This is a genomic window from Enterococcus sp. DIV2385, assembly GCF_051711925.1.
Lineage (GTDB): Bacteria > Bacillota > Bacilli > Lactobacillales > Enterococcaceae > Enterococcus > Enterococcus faecalis.
The window spans coordinates 1,632,013-1,649,128 of the sequence record NZ_JBIONV010000001.1 but is presented as its reverse complement, the minus strand read 5'-3'; the positions used below and the strand labels follow the sequence as shown (position 1 = coordinate 1,649,128).

At 36.6% G+C, this 17,116-nt stretch carries 18 protein-coding genes; 13 read left to right on the top strand and 5 right to left on the bottom strand.

Annotated features, from left to right (window positions below; genetic code table 11):
• The first annotated feature begins 2 nt into the window (after positions 1-2).
• On the top strand, positions 3-884 hold the full coding sequence (locus tag IGM04_RS08080) for an ROK family protein (RefSeq protein ID WP_002365792.1): 882 nt from the start codon (positions 3-5) through the stop codon (positions 882-884).
• A 40-nt stretch (positions 885-924) separates the two neighbouring features.
• Here IGM04_RS08080 and IGM04_RS08075 read toward each other — a convergent pair whose 3' ends face one another.
• Entirely contained in the window at positions 925-1,536 is a 612-nt protein-coding gene (locus IGM04_RS08075) for an FUSC family protein (RefSeq protein WP_086317961.1), read from the bottom strand.
• Between the two features lie 102 nt (positions 1,537-1,638).
• Between IGM04_RS08075 and IGM04_RS08070 the strand changes: the two genes are divergently transcribed.
• The 5 genes from IGM04_RS08070 (at position 1,639) to IGM04_RS08050 (ending at position 6,524) form a co-directional block, all read left to right on the top strand.
• Complete coding sequence (locus tag IGM04_RS08070) at positions 1,639-2,598, top strand: aromatic acid exporter family protein (protein ID WP_048941571.1); 960 nt, start codon at positions 1,639-1,641, stop codon at positions 2,596-2,598.
• A gap of 117 nt (positions 2,599-2,715) precedes the next feature.
• Positions 2,716-3,669: a hypothetical protein gene (locus IGM04_RS08065; protein ID WP_002360064.1), complete on the top strand. Its 954-nt coding sequence runs from the start codon at positions 2,716-2,718 to the stop codon at positions 3,667-3,669.
• A 154-nt stretch (positions 3,670-3,823) separates the two neighbouring features.
• Complete coding sequence (murC, locus tag IGM04_RS08060; protein ID WP_002357163.1) at positions 3,824-5,161, top strand: UDP-N-acetylmuramate--L-alanine ligase; 1,338 nt, start codon at positions 3,824-3,826, stop codon at positions 5,159-5,161.
• A 198-nt stretch (positions 5,162-5,359) separates the two neighbouring features.
• Complete coding sequence (locus tag IGM04_RS08055; RefSeq protein ID WP_002357164.1) at positions 5,360-5,845, top strand: MaoC/PaaZ C-terminal domain-containing protein; 486 nt, start codon at positions 5,360-5,362, stop codon at positions 5,843-5,845.
• Entirely contained in the window at positions 5,838-6,524 is a 687-nt protein-coding gene (locus IGM04_RS08050) for a Bax inhibitor-1/YccA family protein (RefSeq protein ID WP_002360066.1), read from the top strand. Before IGM04_RS08055 ends, IGM04_RS08050 begins: the two co-directional genes overlap by 8 nt.
• 45 nt (positions 6,525-6,569) lie before the next feature.
• On the opposite strand, the gene IGM04_RS08045 is transcribed toward IGM04_RS08050, so the two are convergent.
• The 3 genes from IGM04_RS08045 to IGM04_RS08035 all read right to left on the bottom strand — a co-directional run bounded on the left by IGM04_RS08045 (position 6,570) and on the right by IGM04_RS08035 (position 9,677).
• Positions 6,570-8,372: a glycerophosphoryl diester phosphodiesterase membrane domain-containing protein gene (locus tag IGM04_RS08045; RefSeq protein WP_002364138.1), complete on the bottom strand. Its 1,803-nt coding sequence runs from the start codon at positions 8,370-8,372 to the stop codon at positions 6,570-6,572.
• A 100-nt stretch (positions 8,373-8,472) separates the two neighbouring features.
• Complete coding sequence (locus IGM04_RS08040; RefSeq protein ID WP_002383106.1) at positions 8,473-9,081, bottom strand: TVP38/TMEM64 family protein; 609 nt, start codon at positions 9,079-9,081, stop codon at positions 8,473-8,475.
• A gap of 221 nt (positions 9,082-9,302) precedes the next feature.
• Positions 9,303-9,677, bottom strand: a complete 375-nt coding sequence (locus IGM04_RS08035; RefSeq protein ID WP_002381774.1) for a VOC family protein — start codon at positions 9,675-9,677, stop codon at positions 9,303-9,305.
• 197 nt (positions 9,678-9,874) lie between these two features.
• On the opposite strand from IGM04_RS08035, the gene IGM04_RS08030 reads away from it, so the two are divergent.
• The 4 genes from IGM04_RS08030 (at position 9,875) to rplS (ending at position 13,089) form a co-directional block, all read left to right on the top strand.
• Complete coding sequence (locus IGM04_RS08030) at positions 9,875-11,236, top strand: Nramp family divalent metal transporter (protein ID WP_002360069.1); 1,362 nt, start codon at positions 9,875-9,877, stop codon at positions 11,234-11,236.
• Between the two features lie 107 nt (positions 11,237-11,343).
• Entirely contained in the window at positions 11,344-11,868 is a 525-nt protein-coding gene (gene rimM / locus IGM04_RS08025; RefSeq protein WP_002360070.1) for a ribosome maturation factor RimM, read from the top strand.
• On the top strand, positions 11,858-12,598 hold the full coding sequence (trmD, locus tag IGM04_RS08020; protein WP_002381776.1) for a tRNA (guanosine(37)-N1)-methyltransferase TrmD: 741 nt from the start codon (positions 11,858-11,860) through the stop codon (positions 12,596-12,598). Before rimM ends, trmD begins: the two co-directional genes overlap by 11 nt.
• A gap of 143 nt (positions 12,599-12,741) precedes the next feature.
• The gene (gene rplS, locus IGM04_RS08015) at positions 12,742-13,089 is read left to right on the top strand and encodes a 50S ribosomal protein L19 (RefSeq protein ID WP_002357176.1); all 348 of its coding nucleotides are present in this window, start codon (positions 12,742-12,744) and stop codon (positions 13,087-13,089) included.
• 121 nt (positions 13,090-13,210) lie between these two features.
• On the opposite strand, the gene IGM04_RS08010 is transcribed toward rplS, so the two are convergent.
• Entirely contained in the window at positions 13,211-14,116 is a 906-nt protein-coding gene (locus IGM04_RS08010) for a polysaccharide deacetylase family protein (protein WP_002378417.1), read from the bottom strand.
• 223 nt (positions 14,117-14,339) lie between these two features.
• On the opposite strand from IGM04_RS08010, the gene yqeK reads away from it, so the two are divergent.
• The 3 genes from yqeK to IGM04_RS07995 all read left to right on the top strand — a co-directional run bounded on the left by yqeK (position 14,340) and on the right by IGM04_RS07995 (position 17,089).
• Complete coding sequence (gene yqeK, locus IGM04_RS08005) at positions 14,340-14,918, top strand: bis(5'-nucleosyl)-tetraphosphatase (symmetrical) YqeK (protein WP_179189128.1); 579 nt, start codon at positions 14,340-14,342, stop codon at positions 14,916-14,918.
• Between the two features lie 90 nt (positions 14,919-15,008).
• The gene (locus tag IGM04_RS08000; protein WP_086317959.1) at positions 15,009-16,001 is read left to right on the top strand and encodes a DUF4767 domain-containing protein; all 993 of its coding nucleotides are present in this window, start codon (positions 15,009-15,011) and stop codon (positions 15,999-16,001) included.
• 335 nt (positions 16,002-16,336) lie between these two features.
• Positions 16,337-17,089 carry a DeoR/GlpR family DNA-binding transcription regulator gene (locus IGM04_RS07995; protein ID WP_002369238.1) on the top strand — a complete coding sequence of 251 codons (753 nt, stop codon included), beginning with the start codon at positions 16,337-16,339 and terminating at the stop codon, positions 17,087-17,089.
• The last annotated feature ends 27 nt before the right edge of the window (positions 17,090-17,116 follow it).

The window sequence follows — 17,116 nt, the reverse complement described above, 5'->3', positions numbered from 1 at the left end:
ATATGGCAATTTTAGCATTTGATCTTGGCGGTTCTTCCGTGAAATACGGCGTTTGGACAGGCAAAGAATTAACTAATCAAGGGAGCTTTCCAACACCTGGCTCTTGGGAAGAAATGAAAGCGCATTTATATTCGGTTTATGCAGACAAAAGAAATGAGTCGATTAGTGGTGTTGCTTTTAGTTCACCTGGAGTAGTTGACGAAAAAAGTCAACAGATTTTAGGGATTTCCGCCATTCCATATATTCATCATTTTAACATTTATGAAGAATTAGAAGCGTTGTTTGGCTTACCAGTGACTATCGAAAATGATGCGAATTGTGCTGGTTTAGCTGAGATATATGAAGGCGCGGCGAAAGGGAAAAAAGAAGTGCTTTTTGTCGTTATTGGGACAGGAATTGGCGGAGCGATTTTTCGCAATGGTGAATTGTACAAAGGCGCTCATTTATATGGAGGCGAGTTTGGACTGAACTTTTTAAGTAATGGCCAAACATTCAGTGAAATTGGCACAGCTGTCAAAATGGCTCAGCGCTATTGTGAACGAATTGGAGTCGAAAAACAGGCGGTGACAGGAGAAGAAGTTTTTGAACTGGCACAACGAGGGGATGAGGTTGCTCGCGAAGAAGTCAATAATTTTTATGATTATTTAACACAAGGATTATTCGGCTTACAGTTTTCTTATGATCCTGAAATGATTGTACTTGGAGGCGGTGTTTCTGCTAAAGAAGGCTTATTAGCAGAGATTAATCGCCGGATGCTAACGCATTTACAAACCTTTGAATTAAAAGATTTTGTTCCAGAAATCGTGACCTGCCATTATCAAAATGATGCCAACTTGATTGGCGCAGCCGCCAACTTTCAAGCAAAAACGAATTGGGAACTATAAAGAAACAGCCGATTGTTGTTCTCTTCAATCGGCTGTTTCTTTATTTATTTGCCTTGTCGTCAGTGTTTTCTTCTGCAGCAATCCGCGCTTGAACTTGTTGGCGTAAAGCTTCTAGTTCTTTTTCTTTCTTTTCTAATTCAGCTAAATCTTCAGAAATTTCATGGGCTTCTTCTGCTGGCTTAGGCTGTAAAAAGACGTTTAAACCAATCGCTATAAAGGTCCCAATGAATGTATCCAACACACGTTCCATTGCATATTGAAAGGAATCGCTTTGCGGAATACTTAAAGAAATCATTAAAAGTGTCGCAGTTGCAGAAATGATTCCAGCATTGTTATTAATCCCATCAGAAAAAACGATGACGATAATGACTAAAAGTGGTAGTAGCAGTAATTCTACTAAGTGTTGATTAGGAAAATAATCTTGTGCTAATACATAAAGCAAAGCTAAAAAGCCACCCAATGTGTTTCCAATAATGCGCGATTTTCCAAAAGACAAACTGGTATTTAAATCTTGTCTTAATGAAAAAACAGCTGCTAAACAGGCAATCATAGGTGAGCCACGATGGAAAAATTGAAATAAAAGAATACACAGCATGACAGCAATTGCTGTTTTTAACGTTCGCATGCCTAAACGAAATCGACCCACTATCATAAATATTCGCTCCTAAATAACTTTTCTCTTTAATGATAACCGAAATAGAGGTAAAATTACTAGAGAAAAGTGAAGAATTATTATTTTTTAAGGGGAGTATGCATGAAAATTGGTTTACGAACAGTCAAGACAGCCATTAGCGCTGCATTAGCAATGATTATTGCGGAAAAACTGGGCTTACTTTATGCCCCTTCGGCAGGGATTATTTCGGTTTTAAGTGTTACTAGCACGAAAAAAACATCTGTCATGACAGGGATTTATCGTTTGTTATCCTTAGCTTTAGCAACTATTTTAGCATATATTTGTTTTACTTTTTTAGGTTTTACAGCGATTGCTTTTGGTATTTTTTTGTTATTATTTATTCCAGCAGCTGTGTATTTTCAATTATCTGATGGGATTGTTGTGAGTTCCGTTTTGGTAACTCATTATTTAGTCGAAAAAAATCTTTCTTGGGCGATTATTGGAAATGAGTTTTTATTAATGAGTATTGGTGTGGGACTAGCGTTATTAGCTAATTCTTATATGCCTGATACAGAAAAACGTTTAAGAGAAGACCAAGAAGTCATTGAAACAATGTTTCGTAAAATTTTAAGGGAAATGGCGCTACATTTAAACAACGCTGCAGGAGAGCGAAATTTGGTCATGTATTGTGCAGATTTAAAAACCTTTATTCGCACAGGCGAGACGTGGGCAAAAAATCATGCCGAGAATCAATTGCTATCTACCAATACGTACTATTTAGAGTACTTTGCGATGAGAAAAATGCAAAGTAATATTCTAAAAAACATGCTGGAATTATTAGAAGATATTACTGTTGATGCGCAACAAGTTCGCTATATTCAACAATTGTTGGAATATACGGCAGAAACATTTGCAGAGAATAATGATGGACAAGAAATTATGAATCGAATTAAGACCGTTTATGAAACCTATCGCACAAAACCATTGCCGCAAACAAGAAGTGAATTTGAAAATCGGGCGCGACTCTTTCAGTTTTTACAATTGTTTCAGTCATTCATTCAAGTCAAAGCGGACTTTGCCAAATTACAACTAGATAAATAAACAAAAAAGAAACCTTTTTAAACGGAGGTTTCTTTTTTTGTTCTCTTAAAAATTCAGGCAAGTTCTTTAGTATTCATTGAGAATGTGTTAAACTAATGAGAAAGAAAAATAAAAGGAATGACCGCAATGGATAATGCTCAAGTGAAGAGAAAACATTTCCGTTTTCCAGCATATGATGATGAACAGGGCGTAAAATTACCAACAGATAATGAACGTAACTTATTTCAAGATGATCTGATTGGTAAAGCAATGTCTGGTAGCAGAAGAACTGCAACATCTGCCGAAGATACCAGACAAAGCACACCATCCGTCCAACAACCAACAACGAATCAATCAACTACAAATAAACAAACACAACAATTAACAGCAGCACAACAAGAGCAATTAGCACGTCATCGTTCTAATTTGCCAGACTACACAAAACATGCTAGTAAAGCAACGAAAAATAAACAAGCAACGAAAAAAAATAATAGCCTTTTTGGGACGCCAAAAGGAAATGGCTGGACACAAACGTATAAAAAAAAAGAAGTCGTAGCGAAACCAAGTAGACCTGCCGCATCACCATTAGTGCAGAAAACGACACCTTCTTATTTTGTTCCTAAATATATCCCGGCTTCTGTGATTCCTGAGGAACAGGAACCTAGTTTTACTGAAGAAGAGTTGCTAAAAGCAATGAAAAAAGATCGGCGTTCATATGTCATTCTTGATGATGAACCAACGGCTTTTCAAGTGAAAGATACGGAAGAAGATCCAACGGTGCGGAAATTTAATATTCCAACCTCAGAACCTGAGATTCCTTTAACTAGACGACAATATCAACAAATCAAACCAGACTTAGAACGTTTTGGCGAAGATGCGTTGGATTTACGTTCGCGTTCCCGTTTGAATGCCGCAAAGAAAAATGCTAAAAGTCAAACTGCCTATGGGAAAAAATTAGCTAAAGCAAATGCTCAAGTGGAGCCGGAAGCACCTGTGACAGAAGAAAAGAAAAAGGGCATCTTGGATAAACCATTAAGTGGGATGCTAGAAGATTCAAGTTCTGTATTAGAAAACAGTAAATATTTTAGTTAAGAGATGAAACTTGCATGTGGAATTGAAACATGTAAGTTTTTTATTCTGTTTTAATAGTTGATTATTTTTTTGTTTTATACGATAATGAATCTCGTATGATTGAAATTTTTTTAAAAAAGGTATGTTTTATATAGTGACAGAGAAGAGGATTATAATGGGAAATCAAGAGAACAAATTATACCATTTTGTCGGAATTAAAGGTTCTGGCATGAGCTCATTAGCGTTGGTCTTACACCAAAAAGGCTACAACGTTCAAGGATCAGACGTAGAAGAGTATTTCTTTACACAACGGGATCTTGAAAAATCAGGTGTCCCTATTTTACCATTTAATGCAGATAATATTGATAAAGACATGATTGTTATTGCTGGAAATGCTTTTCCAGATACCCATGAGGAAATCGCCCGCGCCATCGAATTAGGCGCAGAAGTAATTCGTTACCACGATTTCATTGCTCGTTTTATCGAACCGTACACAAGCATTGCTGTAACAGGGTCACATGGGAAAACAAGTACGACTGGTTTGCTAGCACATGTATTAAGTGGTATCAATCCAACTAGTTATTTAATAGGTGATGGCACTGGCCACGGCGAACCAGATGCTGATTTCTTTGCATTTGAAGCGTGTGAATATCGCCGTCATTTCTTGGCTTATTCACCAGATTATGCGATTATGACGAATATCGATTTTGATCATCCAGATTACTACAAGAGCATTGAGGACGTTTTTTCAGCATTCCAAACAATGGCTCATCAAGTCAAAAAAGGAATTTTTGCTTATGGTGATGATAAGTATCTTCGTCAGTTAGAATCAGAAGTGCCAGTTTATTATTATGGCGTCAGCGAAGAGGATGATATCCAAGCCCGAAATATTCAACGAACAACGGAAGGCTCATCTTTTGATGTTTATCACAAGGATGATTTTGTAGGTCATTTTGTCTTACCAGCATTTGGCCATCACAATATCATGAATGCGCTAGGTGTGATTGCTGTGGCTTATTTTGAAAAACTTGATATGCAAAAAGTCGCAGAAGAAATGCTAAGTTTTAAAGGTGTGAAACGTCGTTTTAGCGAGAAAAAAGTCAGTGACATGATTATTGTTGATGATTATGCGCACCATCCAGCTGAAATTAAAGCAACGATTGATGGCGCCCGCCAAAAATATCCTGACAAAGAAATTATTGCTGTCTTCCAGCCACATACATTTACACGAACAATTGCCTTAATGGATGAATTTGCTGAAGCACTGGATTTAGCAGATGAAGTATTCTTATGTAATATTTTTGGCTCTGCGCGTGAAACACAAGGCGAGGTACGCATTGAAGATTTAGGTGAAAAAATTCAAAAAGGTGGACAAGTAATTACCGAAGATAATGTGTCGCCTTTACTAGATTTTGAAAATGCAGTGGTTGTCTTTATGGGCGCTGGCGACGTTCAGAAATTTGAACAAGCCTACGAAACATTACTAAGTAACACAACTAGAAACGTTTTATAAGAGAACATAAATAAAATCGGGACAGGGGTATCTGGCTTCAAAAAATAAGAAGCTGCTCCTGTTCCGTTGTTTGTTTTTAGGATGCTAGCATGGCAGATAAGTTGGTTTTGTTTAAACATCCTTTAAAGACTACTTTTTAACTTGCCTTTTAAGTACATTTTGGTACAATTATCTTATCAATAACGGAGGTGTACTAATTTGAATATCGGAAAACCGAGAAAATTAGGCAAAACCATCGAAGATATCGAAGAGGGAGATTCGTTGTCCTTGACAGAGTCAATTGAAGACAAGGACTTATTACTTTACTTGGGCTTGACCAATGATGCGAATCCTTTATATATCCAACATGATTATGCCCAAAAAACAGAATATGAAAAACCAATCGTACCATCAATTATGCTGATGGGAATTATCACTAGTGCGATTTCAAAACATTTACCAGGACCAGGTTCACATGTTGTGAATTTCTCTGTGAACTTTGTGGAACCCGTTTTTCATTACGAAACATTGACTTTCCAATTAGAAGTAATCAAAGTCGACAAAATGAAAGATGTGATTACCATTTCAGTTGAGGCTGTTAATGAGCAAGAAAATCGCGTGTTAGATGCAGTGGTGATGGTTCAACCACCCCAAGTGACGATTGATGAACTAACAGAGAAAGAAGGGACTTTAACTTATGAATAATCAAGAGTATATCCAAACTGGCACAGGTTTGAATAAATTTTATGCCAAAATTTACGGATTTTTAGCGTTAGGAATTGGTATTAGCGCAATCATGGCTTATGCAATGACGACTGTCTTTTTACCTGTTCTAGCTACTTTATTCAAATCAAGCTTAGCTTTTTGGATGATTTGGCTTGTTGAAATTGGCTTAGTTTTATATCTAGGCGCAAAAGCACAGAAGAATCCAACCATTGCGATTGCAGGATTTGTTGCGTATGCATTATTAAATGGTGTCACTTTATCCGTGACGTTATTAATGTATACTGGTGGAACAGTGGCCGGCGCATTTTTAAGTGCAGCAGCTACCTTTGGCGCGATGTCATTAGTAGGTGTCTTTACGAAGAAAGACCTATCAGCAGTTGGTCATGCCGCTTATAGTGCCTTAATCGGAATTATCATTGCGATGTTGCTAAATATGTTCCTTTTACACAGTAATGCTGTAGAATTCTTTATTTCCATTTTAATGGTCCTAATTTTCTCAGGGATTACTGCTTATGATAACCAACGTATACGCCAAGTCTATGCGCAAACAGGTGATCAAGCAGGTACTGGGATGGCCGTTTTCTTCGCATTACAATTATACCTTGACTTCATCAACTTATTCTTAGCTTTCTTAAGAATTTTTGGTAAAAACAACTAACATGAACGTAAAAGAGCCAATCTGCTCAGCAGATTGGCTCTTTTTTTAACCCATTCCAATAGCGAAATTCAACAGTTTATCGGAGTATGTTGGATTTTCTAAATCGGTTTTCATTGTTTCATTCAGTAGACTGAGCTGATCGGTAATGATACCATCGACGCCATAAAAAATCATTCGCGTCATAACATCTTCATCATTTGCTGTCCAAGCATAAACCTTTTTCCCATCATGATGAGCGGCATTTACAAAGTTACGATTCATTGTACTGTATTCCATAGTAAAAAAGTCAACTGGCATTTTAGGCGGCCCCACAATGTTGAAAGGAATAACGTAGCCTACATAAAAGCGTGGTTCTTCTTTCTTTAAGGCCATCGCCGTATCATAGGTTAAGGTATGAAGGATATGACCGTTTTCTAAAATATTTTCACGGTATTGTTTGACAAAGCGCTGCACTAAATCAGGGCTATCCTGAGGCGTGGTTTTGATTTCAATTAATAAACGTTGTTTTAATTGATTGGCTTTGGCTAAATAATCATCAAAAGAAACCATTTTAGCAGTTTGACCATTTTCTGTGACATTCATATTCGTTAATTCTTTAAGTGTTAATTGATTCGGTCGTTTATTAACGCCCGTTAACGCCCGTAAATTAAAATCGTGCATGACAATAAATTGATGGTCTTTGGTTTCTTGAATATCCATTTCAACATAATCAGGTTTTGCCTTATTGGTCTCGATCAGAGAGTCCAAGGTATTTTGAACGCCATTGTTACCATTAACACCACGATGGGAGATGGTAACCGGTTTTCGGTCAGGTGTATGACTTAGGTAATTCGTATTATAGGTGCCTACACCAATTCCGAAGATGATTGCAATCAAACAAAAAAGAACGACTCTGAAGGTGGTCCATTCTACCCGAACCTCTGATTTCGGGGTGAACCATTCTGGCGTGTCAGGCAAAATCCCTTCATCCTCCATATCATCAACAATAATGTAAAAAATAGCAACACTAGACAACACCAAGTTTAAGAGCATCATAACCTGAAGGAGTGTCATAGCGATGACAGCGCTAGGTAAAGACCACTCAGGTTTAAACGTTTCGACTGCGGTTTGACCTAAAAATATCAAGAAATAGCCAGCCGTAAAAATCCCTAAAACAGTTCCTCCAATGATAATAAACTGCCCTAAAATCTGGAAAAAGCGCCGCTTTGTAATTTGCCAACTACGTTTTAAAGACTCACGAAAACCAACATCACGTAAAATCAACTCTGGAAGGGCAAAAGCAAGTCGAATCGCTAAATATAAGATAATCAGTTCTAACAATACGAAACCAATAATAATAATGACGCGATTTGCAAAAATAAAATCTAAGATAAAGGCTGGAATCTTAACTCTTGTTAATAAATAAGAGCGGAAGGTTAACCCACTTAATGGTAAAATCAAAAAGAAATATGCCAGGAAAAACAGAAAGGTAATTCCTCGAACTTTTTTGATCTGAAGCAAGGTGCCGTGCAATAATTGCGTTAGAGTAATTGGTTGCTTTTTCTTAATAAAATAGACACTAAGCAATAAAAAGGTAAATTCAAAAAAGAGCGCCAGTAAAATTAATAGCCCAATTAGTAGAAAAGTCAAAAGGACATAGGGATGTTGCGTAGCAATTGCCCCTAAGTTATCGTAGGAAATATAATCAATCCCACCTTCTTTGAGTACCAATTTGGACAAACTTGTCAATAAAGGCAATAGAACGAATAACATAAATCCGTGCATCAAGAGCACATCGCGAAAATACGCCGTTGTCCCTTTAAGAAAATCTAGCGTATTCACAATACTATTTTTAAAATAACTAAACATCAAAAGTCCCCCAGTTTCTACCAAAATTCCATAATAAAAGGACTAAATCAAACTGACACAGGCAGAGTTTTGATTTAGTCCGTTCGCTTTTTTATTTATTTTACATTCCCAGTAAGCTAGTTAAAAATGTACCGCCATAAATTAACGCAAGACTATATAAATAGATAGAAGCAGGTTTTGCTAATAAAATAATCAGAGTAAATTTTTTCACAGACATTTTTGTTAAACCGGCCATTAAACAAAGCGCATCATCCGGTGCAATCGGGAAGAAAATTGCTAAAGCAAACAATCGTTCAAAACGTTTTTCATTGTCTAACCAACCGATATACTTGTTATATGTTTTATCACTGACAAGGCTCATAATGAATGGTTTCCCATAATTACGACCTAATAAGAAAATGATAATAGAGCCAAGTGCAATACCAACGTAATTATAGACGAAGCCCATTGTTGGCCCGAAAATCAAGACCCCTGCAGCACAGCTAACACCACCAGGAATAATCGGAATAACCACTTGAATAATCTGAATTAACATGAAAATAATCGGACCGAGAATGACAGATTGCCCTACTAGTCCTCTTAGTGCATTGATGTCCTTGAAGACACCTAATCGGATAAAATAGATGGTTGCAATTATGGTTGCAACAATGCCCAAAATGGAAATAATATTAACAATTTTTCTAGATAGGGTAACACTCACATTTCTCATCTCCTTTAGTTATACTCATCGTACTTTTAGTATATAACTTTTTATCAATAAAAAACATCGTTTGTTCTTTCTGCAAACGAACAAAGTTGTAAGATACACATCATTTGATAAGTTTATTATACAAAAAAAGAGACAGAAAAGACATCCTACTTAAGACCCATTCTGCACTGATCTTTCGAAAGAGAGTTAAAGAAACGAAAGTGGCGCATCTTTTAGGAATATTATAGAGGGGCAAAGAGTGAAATTAAATTTGCATCCACGTCTTTAATGATTGCGTATCGTTGGCCCCAAGGTGCATTCCAAGGTTCTTTAAAAACAATGTAACCAGCTTGGCTCATTTTTTTTACGGTGTTATCAACTTCTGCGGCCGTTTCACAAAGAAAAGCAAGTTCAATTTTATCGCCTTGTTGGCTAGGCGCAAACCCATAGACACCAGTAATCATTTGTAGTGAATTTAAAGAAATCCTGACGCCATTGTTTTGTAATTCTGTGTAATCGGGCGAAGCTTCTCCCAGCACGTTAAAACCTAGCGTTTGGTAAAAAGAGAGTGCTTGTGTCATATCGTTGACGATAATACCGACCATATCTAACTTCATCCACATAACCTCCGATCTATGATAAAATAAGTGTAAGGGATTTTTTGGTAAAAACCAAACGATTTATAGCGAAAGTGCTTAAAAAAATTAGAATGTAACAGTTTACAACGAAGAATAAGAAGACTATAATTATGTTAACTAGTTTTAGGTGTACCTAAAAGTGAAATGTGTGAACAAGATAGATTGAGGGATGTTGGATGAAAGAAAAGAAAACGGAAAAAATGCTTAATTATGCAAATGGACCTAGTTTAGAAGAGATAAATAATACCGTCGAGGTACCTAAAAATGCTAGCTTTTGGCGAACTTTGTTAGCCTATAGCGGACCTGGCGCTTTAGTAGCTGTTGGTTATATGGATCCAGGAAATTGGATTACGTCAATTGCTGGCGGAGCGGAATATAAGTACACGTTACTTAGTGTGATTTTGCTTTCTAGTTTAGTTGCCATGTTACTACAAAGTATGGCTGCGCGCTTAGGAATCGTGACAGGAATGGATTTAGCCCAAGCGACTAGAGAGCATACAAGTAAACGAACGGGCGTTGCCTTGTGGGTGGTGACGGAGTTAGCCATAATGGCAACAGATATCGCTGAGGTAATTGGTGGTGCCGTGGCTTTGCAATTATTATTTGGTTTTCCATTATTAATTGGTGTGTTGATAACAACGTTTGATGTTTTATTACTTTTGCTACTGACAAAGTTAGGCTTTCGCAAAATCGAAGCAATTGTTTCTTGTTTAATTGCAGTCATCTTTTTTGTTTTTGCTTATGAAGTGGCATTAGCAGATCCAAATGTTGGTGAAGTATTACGAGGTTTTATTCCAGACACAAAAATAGCGACAGATAAATCCATGTTATTTTTAGCCTTGGGGATCGTTGGAGCGACAGTCATGCCTCATAACTTATATTTGCATTCTTCCATTGCGCAAGCACGGAAATTTGATCGTAACGATGATGCTGAGAAAGCCAAAGCAATTCGTTTCACTACTTGGGATTCAAATATTCAATTAACTGTCGCTTTTGTCGTAAATTGTTTGTTGTTAATTTTAGGAGGAGCATTATTTTATGGAACCAACAGTGAATTAGGTAAATTTGTTGATTTATTTGATGCTCTGAAAAATCCAGATATTGTTGGTAATATTGCTAGCCCAGTGTTAAGTATTCTTTTTGCAATTGCTTTACTGGCTTCGGGTCAAAATTCAACGATTACAGGTACGCTGTCAGGACAAATTGTAATGGAAGGCTTTATCCATTTAAAAATGCCGTTGTGGGCACGACGAGTGTTAACTCGTTTGTTAGCAATTGTGCCAGTCATTATCTGTGTCATTATTTATGGCGGTAGCGAAACGGCTGTTGAAGACTTGTTACTTTATACGCAAGTTTTCCTAAGTATTGCTTTGCCAGTGTCGATTATTCCTTTAACGATGTATACAAGTGATAAAAAATTAATGGGCCAATTTGCGAATCCAGCGTGGGTGAAATTTTTAGCTTGGATTATTGCAATTGCCTTGACGTTATTGAATTTATTTTTAATTTATGGCACATTAACTGGTTTAACGAATTAATAAAAACAAAGGCTGACTGGAAAAGTTGGCCTTTGTTTTTTCATAGAATTTGCGCGTAAGAAATGGTAGAATAGGAAAGATGAAATACAAGGAAGAGAGGCTTTCACGTGACAGATTATTTAAATGTAGGAAAAATTGTGAACACACAAGGAATCAAAGGAGAAGTTCGGGTCATTTCGAAAACGGATTTTCCAGAAGAACGTTATCAAAAAGGAGCAACCTTACTGCTATTTCAAGAGAAAAAAGCACCAATTGAATTGGTCGTGAAGTCCCACCGCAAGCATAAGAATTTTGACATTTTAAGCTTTGAAGGACATCCAAATATTAACGATGTTGAAAAATATCGTGACGGTATTTTAAAAGTTGCAAAAGACAATCTCGCTGAGTTGGCAGAGGACGAATTTTATTATCACCAAATCATTGGTGCCACTGTTTATGATGAAACCGGTAGTGAACTGGGAAAAATTAAAGAAATTTTATCTCCTGGTGCGAATGATGTGTGGGTCGTCCAACGACCAAAGAAAAAAGATTTACTTTTACCGTATATTGAAGGCGTTGTTACAAAAGTCGATGTCGAAAATCAACGGATTGATGTGGACATTCCAGAAGGATTGATTGACGATGAGAATTGATGTATTAACTCTTTTTCCTAGAATGTTTGAAGGACCAATGGGGGAATCAATTATTGGGAAAGCTCGGGAAAAGCAGTTATTAGAATTGAATGTCTCTAATTTTCGCGATTTTTCAGATAACAAACACCAAACGGTCGATGATTATCCGTATGGCGGTGGCGCGGGGATGCTTTTAAAAGTACAACCGATCTATGATAACCTAAAGGCAATTGAAGAAGAGACAAACCAGCAACCAAAACGGGTCATCTTATTAGATCCAGCAGGAAAACCGTTTAATCAAAAAATGGCCGAGGAATTTTCACAAGAAGAACATTTAGTTTTTATTTGTGGACATTATGAAGGCTATGATGAGCGAATTCGCACGATGGTTACAGATGAAGTTTCATTGGGGGATTACGTTTTAACAGGGGGCGAATTAGGCGCAATGGTCATGATTGATGCGACAGTCCGTTTATTACCTGATGTCTTAGGTAACAATCTTTCTGCACAAACGGATTCACATTCCACTGGCCTATTAGAGCACCCACAATATACCAGACCTGCTATTTTCAACGATATGGAAGTCCCTGCCGTGCTAACGAATGGTAACCATAAATTAATTGCAGAATGGCAACTAAAAGAATCATTACGACGGACCTTTTTGCGTCGACCTGACATGTTGGAATCAGTAGAAATGACGCCTGAAATGTTGAAGTTATTAGAAGAAATTAAACAAGAAGAACAAAAATAAGGGAACTTTCAAGAAAATTATCTTTACAGCTTATTTTGTCTGTGGTAAACTAATTTGGTGAGTGCAATGCGCTCTAACTATTACAATATTCCGCTGTGGCAGAAGTGACCATAAGAATATTTGGGAATAAGGAGAAGGATAAAATGAATCCATTAATTCAAGAATTAACACAAGAACAATTACGTACGGATATTCCTGCGTTCCGCCCTGGTGACACTGTTCGCGTTCATGCGAAAGTAGTCGAAGGTACTCGTGAACGTATCCAGTTATTCGAAGGTGTTGTAATTAAACGCCGTGGTGCTGGAATCAGCGAAACTTACACAGTACGTAAAGTTTCAAATGGTGTTGGTGTGGAACGTACATTCCCATTACACACACCACGTGTTGCTCAAATTGAAGTGGTTCGCTACGGTAAAGTACGTCGTGCAAAACTTTACTACTTACGCGCATTACACGGAAAAGCAGCTCGTATCAAAGAAATCCGTCGTTAATCTTTACTATTCGACAAACGAACACCCTCTTGCTCAGCAAGAGGGTGTTTTTTTGTGTAATTAAGTGGAAAATCAACATTGACTAAGACTAGAAATGCTTCCTTTAGTGTTCCTAGTTGCTCTAATATAAGACACCAAATTGATAACCATTTGCTTGATAAAACTCTATTAATTGTGGCAATGCTTGTTTTGTTAATTCCTTATCTACTGAATCATGCATTAAGACTACTCTAATATTATAATCTGGATAGACCTCAAGTGAATGTTGATGGAAAGCGAGCATTTCTGCGACTGTAGTAGGCTGTCTGTCTAACGGCTCCGCATCTCCAACCATCGCATTCCAGTCAATCCAATGGATGCCAAGTTGTTTGAATAATTCATCAGATTTTTCTGTACCTCCCCATGACATATGACCTCCTGGGTATCGCCAGAGAGTTGTTTGAAATGTTTCGCCCAATATTTTTTTAAGAGAGTTCTCCATGGTTGCTATTTCCGCTTGTATTTCTTCAGTGTTGACAATCCCGTTTGGATATAACGTTGCATAATCATGAGTTGAACTATGAAAGCCTATTGAATGTCCTTCTGCAACTTCGCGTTTCACTATCTTTTGATTTTCGGAAGTTAGGGTATTTCCTACAAGAAAAAAAGTTGCGTGGACGTTATACTTTTTTAATGCATCTAGGACTTGTGGGGTTATTTGATTATTAACGCCATCATCAAAGGTTAAGAATACTAATTTTTCACCTTTGTAAGGTTCTTCTCCAGTTATATATTTTCTGATTTTGTCTGCTGAGTAAGCATATTTTTTTGATGAAATAGTCATGTGTGTTGATTCCTTTTCTAACTTGGTCGGGGAATCTTTTTTTGCAGTTGAATTTTTAGTCGATGTCTGCGTAGTATCATCATTTTTACTTGTTATCTTGGGTTGAGTTAATAGGAACGTTTGAATGAAAACAAGAACAATGAGGATTAACGCACTAAATAATACATACCCGTTTATTTTGAATTTTCTTTTCTTATGTCGCATACTTTCACTCCTCTTTGGTTAATGAAAAAGTTAAAAAATACACCTCCACGTTATACAAAATTGAACGTCCTATTAGTTATAGACGAATTTGAGGACCAAAAAGTTTCAATTTTTTCAATTTAGTTAGTTGTTTATTTAATAAAAAATAAAAGGTTGCTAGAGGATGAAAGGAGTATACTTTATTTATCTAGAAGAGTAATCGGAATGAGAAAGGGCTGTGGAAATGGATCATCAACAGGTGTTGAAAAATGAAATTAAACAATATTTAGTGAGTAAAAACTGTGAGAAGACGTATTATCATTGTATGGAAGTTGGAGAGTATGCCTATCAACTTGGTGAAAAATATTTAACTAGTCCAGAAAAAGTAAGTATTGCAGGATATTTACACGATATCTCTGCGATTTATCCAAATAATCAGAGAATTAGTGTCGCACAAAAATATGGGATTGAATTAAACGAAGCAGAAATGGCCTTTCCAATGATAATTCATCAAAAAATTTCTAAGTCTATTGCGAAAATGGATTTTGGTATTGAAGACAATGAAATTTTATCAGCTATTGAATGCCATACAACACTGAAGAAAAACTATTCGGACATAGATTTAGTTTTGTTTGTCGCTGATAAAATAAAGTGGGATCAAGAAGGGAAGCCACCATACTTAGATGGTTTATTACAAGCTTTAAATTGTTCTTTAAAAAATGCCGCATATTTCTATATCGATTATATTTTGAAACACGATATTAAAGTTGTGCATCCTTGGTTATGGGATGCTTACAATCAACTTAAATTGACAATTAAATAACAAATAAATATAGCCGTTTTTAGTCGAGTTTTGCTGGTGAGAAAAGTGGAAAAGTAGTACAGTATTCTTGTCAGAAAGAAGGGATTCCCAATGAAAAAAATAATCTTGATAGGTCTTTTATTGAGTATTTTATCAGGATGTTCTTCCAACAAAAGTGGTGATAGCACTGCAAGCAAGCCGACAGCAACATCAGAAATGAAAGCACCTGTTACCGTTAACAACAGCCAAGCAAGTCAAATGAGCACGGAGTCAAAATCTAGTACGACTCAAAGTAATTCTTCTGCTTCTAGTAAAGCTGAAAATCAGTTGTGGTCTGTGCAAAAAAAAGCACAGTTACAACAATTTATGGCTGATTGGGGGCAACGGATGAACCAAACGTATAAAGAATATACACCAGGAAATTCAATCAATTTTAATGGCGTCCAAGCGCCTGATGGTCTAGTAGGAAATGTTACTATGCAACCAGCGATTGGTCAGCATCCCATTTATTTAGAATGGTCTGAAAATGGACAAGTGAAGGATGGATATGCGTTAGTTGCTGTTTACTCTGATGCAGAAACGCAACCAGAAATGCAAAAGCATTTGTATTTATTCACCATCGTTAACAATCAGCCCTTAGTTTTAGTGACGATGCAAAATCAAGGAGATCCTTATGGCTATCTATATTTTGGAGCAACAGATAACGCAGAGTTGAGGGCTGGCTTTGAAAAAATTGTAGGTGCCCCGTCAATTACTAAAGAACAAATCCCAAATATTTCAGTCAATCCGTGGTCTTCAAAAGAGGAAGCGATTGATTTTTATGAAGGAATGTATAAAAACACGGCAAACGAAATTTCAACTCAAATTGACTGGCATAACTATCAGCGGGCAAATTGGCGCGAGGTAGAAACAAAAGGCGACACTTTGACATTACATTTTGCCAACGTGGGCGGTGCTGGGGGCTCATATACACAATTCACGAAAGTTGGTACGAATACTGTTGTTGTATCGTTTGATGGCAATGCTTCTTATCCCGATAACCCAAGTAGCGTTTTACTCGTGCAAAACAGTGATTATAAAGTTTTAAGGACTTTGAATCAGTAATAGGGGAAATACATCGTTTACTTAAACATAGGCAAAGGCGGGTTGCTTACCTTTTTATAAGCAGCCTGCCTTTGCCTATGTGCTATTTTTTTGGATAGAGGTGCTCAGAGTGGGGGATGTTTTTCTGGGAAGTTTTTATGCTAGATCTCTATTTGACTAGGCTCAAATAGATCTGAATCAATCGTTGAAGTGATATCTGTTTATATAAAGATAGGCTAAATCGTCATTTTTTTACGAATCGTCGTTCATGTTAAAATAAATGGAGAAATGTTTTAGTATTCATAGTAAGTATTTTATCGTAGAATAAAAGATATACTAACAATGGAGCGATGAAAATGCTAAAAGAAGAAAGATTAAATGCGATAGTCTCTCTAGTAGATCAAAAAGGGGCAATCAAAGTTACTGAAATTATGGAACGATTAAATGTTTCGGATATGACTGTTCGTAGAGATTTGACAGAATTAGAAGCAGCGGGGCGTTTAAAACGAGTACATGGAGGAGCTAGCAGTTTAAATACATATCGTCCACATGAATTGTCTCATGCTGATAAACAAATTATTAATAGTGTTGAAAAAAAAGAAATTGTCCAAAAAGCATTAAGTTTAATTCACGAAGAAGAAACTATCTTCCTAGGACCAGGAACAACTATTGAACTTTTGGCCGAGGCAATGGAATTTAAACATTTAAGAGTAGTAACAAACTGTTTGCCTGTGTTTGAAACGTTAAGTAAAAAAAAGAATGCGTTGACCATTTATTTGGTTGGTGGAGAAATGCGACTTTTAACTAAATCTTTTTTTGGTGAAATCGCTAATAAAGCATTAGAAGAAATGCATTTTCATAAAGCATTTTTTAGTTGCAATGCGTTAAAAGATAATAAAATTATGACAGCGACTATTGAAGAAGGACAAACACAAGCAATTGCATTAGATAACTCAATAGAAAAATATTTGTTAATGGATACTTCTAAAGTAGAGAAACAGGATTTTTATTCTTTTTATCAATTAGAAGAAGTGACAGCGGTAGTTACAAATAAAGATAAATTTGACACATCTAAAGTATTGGAAAAAGTTGTCAGGGTGATTTACTAAAAAGAAGAGGTGCAGATGCACCTCTTC

What these genes read in the sequence shown, in the direction of transcription:
- IGM04_RS07995 (WP_002369238.1), top strand. Translation starts at nt 16,337, where the DNA reads ATGCTAAAAGAAGAAAGATTAAATGCGATAGTCTCTCTAGTAGATCAA.
- trmD (WP_002381776.1), top strand. Translation starts at nt 11,858, where the DNA reads ATGAGAATTGATGTATTAACTCTTTTTCCTAGAATGTTTGAAGGACCA.
- IGM04_RS08070 (WP_048941571.1), top strand. Translation starts at nt 1,639, where the DNA reads ATGAAAATTGGTTTACGAACAGTCAAGACAGCCATTAGCGCTGCATTA.
- murC (WP_002357163.1), top strand. Translation starts at nt 3,824, where the DNA reads ATGGGAAATCAAGAGAACAAATTATACCATTTTGTCGGAATTAAAGGT.
- IGM04_RS08045 (WP_002364138.1), bottom strand. Translation starts at nt 8,372, where the DNA reads ATGTTTAGTTATTTTAAAAATAGTATTGTGAATACGCTAGATTTTCTT.
- IGM04_RS08040 (WP_002383106.1), bottom strand. Translation starts at nt 9,081, where the DNA reads ATGAGAAATGTGAGTGTTACCCTATCTAGAAAAATTGTTAATATTATT.
- IGM04_RS08050 (WP_002360066.1), top strand. Translation starts at nt 5,838, where the DNA reads ATGAATAATCAAGAGTATATCCAAACTGGCACAGGTTTGAATAAATTT.
- IGM04_RS08075 (WP_086317961.1), bottom strand. Translation starts at nt 1,536, where the DNA reads ATGATAGTGGGTCGATTTCGTTTAGGCATGCGAACGTTAAAAACAGCA.
- IGM04_RS08000 (WP_086317959.1), top strand. Translation starts at nt 15,009, where the DNA reads ATGAAAAAAATAATCTTGATAGGTCTTTTATTGAGTATTTTATCAGGA.
- IGM04_RS08010 (WP_002378417.1), bottom strand. Translation starts at nt 14,116, where the DNA reads ATGCGACATAAGAAAAGAAAATTCAAAATAAACGGGTATGTATTATTT.
- rplS (WP_002357176.1), top strand. Translation starts at nt 12,742, where the DNA reads ATGAATCCATTAATTCAAGAATTAACACAAGAACAATTACGTACGGAT.
- IGM04_RS08065 (WP_002360064.1), top strand. Translation starts at nt 2,716, where the DNA reads ATGACCGCAATGGATAATGCTCAAGTGAAGAGAAAACATTTCCGTTTT.
- IGM04_RS08080 (WP_002365792.1), top strand. Translation starts at nt 3, where the DNA reads ATGGCAATTTTAGCATTTGATCTTGGCGGTTCTTCCGTGAAATACGGC.
- yqeK (WP_179189128.1), top strand. Translation starts at nt 14,340, where the DNA reads ATGGATCATCAACAGGTGTTGAAAAATGAAATTAAACAATATTTAGTG.
- IGM04_RS08030 (WP_002360069.1), top strand. Translation starts at nt 9,875, where the DNA reads ATGAAAGAAAAGAAAACGGAAAAAATGCTTAATTATGCAAATGGACCT.
- IGM04_RS08035 (WP_002381774.1), bottom strand. Translation starts at nt 9,677, where the DNA reads ATGAAGTTAGATATGGTCGGTATTATCGTCAACGATATGACACAAGCA.